This window comes from Variovorax sp. 01T439_2, assembly GCF_056398445.1.
Genome location: NZ_JBFTPJ010000890.1, coordinates 1 through 2,453 on the forward strand (window position 1 = coordinate 1; position 2,453 = coordinate 2,453).

Genomic DNA, 2,453 nt, shown 5'->3' on the forward strand with positions numbered 1-2,453 from the left:
GTCCACGGCAGAGCAGCTGCAGGATGCGAGCGCGGCCGCGGGCGCACTCATGACGCGCTTCGAGGCGCTGGCCGCAGGCGCAACGCCACGCGATGGAACACTGCTCGCGGCCGCGCTCGCCGAGAGCCAGGCCAGCGCGCCGCTCTCGCGCGCGCTGCTCGCGAACCTCGTCGGCCTGCTCTCGCAGACCTGCGACGCAACGGCCGGCCTGCTGGGCAACAGCCTGATCGCGGTGATGCGCGAACCGTCGCTGCAAGAGGCCGCGCAGACCCAGGTCGGGCTGCTGGCGATCGTGGAAGAAACGGCGCGGCACGACCCCTCGGTGCACAACACGCGGCGCTTCGTGGCCGAGCCCGTCACCATCGCGGGCACGCCGCTGGCGGCGGGCGATGCGGTGTTGCTGGTGCTGGCCGCGGCCAACCGCGATCCCGCGCTCAACCCGGAGCCCGAGCGCTTCAGCCTCGTGCGCGCGCGGCGCCGCATGCTGGGCTTCGGCCACGGCATGCACGCCTGCCCGGGCCAGGCGCTGGCCTGCACGCTGGCCGCCGCGGGTCTGGAGGCCGTGCTGCATCGCACGCCCGATCTCGCGGCGCTGCGCGCGCGCGGCTGGCACTACCGGCCCTCGGTCGCCGCGCGCATTCCCGTCTTTCATTGATGACGGGAGCGCGAAGGCCGTTCAGGCGCGCGCGGCAGCCCAGCGCCCGGTGCCTTCGAGGTGCGGCGACAGCGCCGCGTCGCCCCAGCGCAGCGGCAGGGCGGCGGGCCGGCGCAGTGCGTGCTCCACATGCAGCCGCAGCAGCCGCTCGGCGCCTTCGAACTCGGCGATCTCGGGGCCGTCCAGCACCAGCTCGGCGGTGGCCGCCACATGCAGCAGATCGCCGTTGTCATAGTCGATGAACAGCAGCCCCGCGCGCGGATGGGCCACCAGGTTGCCCAGCGTGTTGAAGAAGCGGTTGCCGTTGAAGTCGGGCACCGTGAGCACGCCGCCCGCGTCGACGCGAACAAAGCCGGGCCGCCCGCCGCGATGCGACACGTCGACACCGTGCGAGCGCGCATCGGCCGCGTCGCCGCTGGCCGCATCGCCTGGGTACGCGGTGGCGATGAACAGCGTGTCGGCGCTGCCGATGAGGCGCTGCGCATCGAGGTCGAGCGCATCGAGCCGCTGCACGGGCGCGCGGCCGCCGCGCGCGGCCACCAGTTCCGGTTCGCGCGCCTGGATGTAGCGCGGGCAGTTGCCGAAGCTCTGCTGCACCGCGACCATGAAGCCGCCCGCATCGAGCGACTCGACCGTGCCGTTCATGCGGTTGCGCCGCCGCGTGTGCGGCTCGATGCCCAGCAGGCCGAGCGTGGCCCCCTGCACGAGCTGCCCCGCCAGCGGATCGCCGGCCGCCGGCAGCGCATCGACGCGCAGGTGCGTGGCATCGGGCGAATGCGCGAAGCCGGCGGGCGCCGCGAGCACGCTGGCCCAGGGCTGCAGATTGGCGTCGAGGCTGCCGACCACGAGGAAGGGCAGCTGCGCGAAGAATTCGCGGTGCTGGTCGGGCATGTAGTCGCGGATCACGCGCGGGCCCATGGTCTCCATGCGGTCGCGCCAGCCCGTCTGTACCTGCAGCGCGCGCTCGCCGGCGTGAAAGGGTGCGGCGATCATGATTCAGCCGCCGCAAGGCCGACCGGCGTGCGCACCATCGGCACGAAGCCGGGCAGCGCCTCCACGCGCGCGAGCCAGGCGCGCACCTGCGGGTAGGCGTCGAGCGACACGCGGCCTTCCGGTGCATGCGCGACATAGGCGTAGTTCGCGATGTCGGCCAGCGTGGCCGCGGGCCCGGCCAGGAAGGGCTGCTGCCCCAGGTGAATCTCCATCACCGCGAGCAGCGCATGCGAACGCGTGACCGTCTCGGCGGGATCGGCGGCCAGGCCGAACAGCSCCATGACGCGCGCGGCGGCCGGCCCGTAGGCCAGCGGCCCCGCGGCCACCGAGAACCAGCGCTGCACGCGCGCCGCGCCCACCGGGTCGCGCGGCATCCAGCGCGCCGGATCGGGCGAATAGCGCTCGTTGAGGTAGACCAGGATCGCGTTGGAATCGGCCAGCGTGGTTTCGCCGTCCTCGATCACCGGCACCTGCCCGAAAGGGTTGCGCGCCAGGAACTCGGGCGTGCGGTGGGCGCGCTGCTTCAGGTCGAGTTCGATCACTTCGAAAGGCAGGCCGAGCATCGAGAGGAACAGCCGCACCCGGTGCACGTGGCCCGAGATGGCGCTGCCGTAGAGCTTGATGGGTTGTGCGGGCGGGGAGGCGATGGCGTTCATGGTGGTTCTCTGCAATGTGGAGTGGGCGTGATCCGGATTCTTCTCTCTTGCGCTGAATGAAGGAATAGCCGTTATTGCATTTGACTGCTGCGTAAATCGGCTTAATCCGGTTTATTCCGGTTTAATGGCGCCATGGATCGTTTCAAGGC

General features: G+C 71.5%; 3 protein-coding genes. 1 reads left to right on the top strand and 2 read right to left on the bottom strand.

Translation table 11 applies throughout. From position 1 onward, the window contains the following. The coding region (locus AC1DOC_RS29340; protein ID WP_478131088.1) for a cytochrome P450 at positions 1-655 on the top strand (655 nt) is incomplete at its 5' end. Between the two features lie 21 nt (positions 656-676). Here AC1DOC_RS29340 and AC1DOC_RS29345 read toward each other — a convergent pair. Both AC1DOC_RS29345 and AC1DOC_RS29350 read right to left on the bottom strand, forming a co-directional pair. Further along, entirely contained in the window at positions 677-1,648 is a 972-nt protein-coding gene (locus AC1DOC_RS29345; RefSeq protein ID WP_307595056.1) for a pyridoxamine 5'-phosphate oxidase family protein, read from the bottom strand. Continuing rightward, positions 1,645-2,304, bottom strand: coding sequence for a glutathione S-transferase family protein (locus AC1DOC_RS29350; RefSeq protein ID WP_478131089.1), 660 nt, complete (start codon positions 2,302-2,304; stop codon positions 1,645-1,647). The genes AC1DOC_RS29345 and AC1DOC_RS29350 overlap by 4 nt, the downstream gene beginning before the upstream one ends. Between the last annotated feature and the right edge of the window lie 149 nt (positions 2,305-2,453).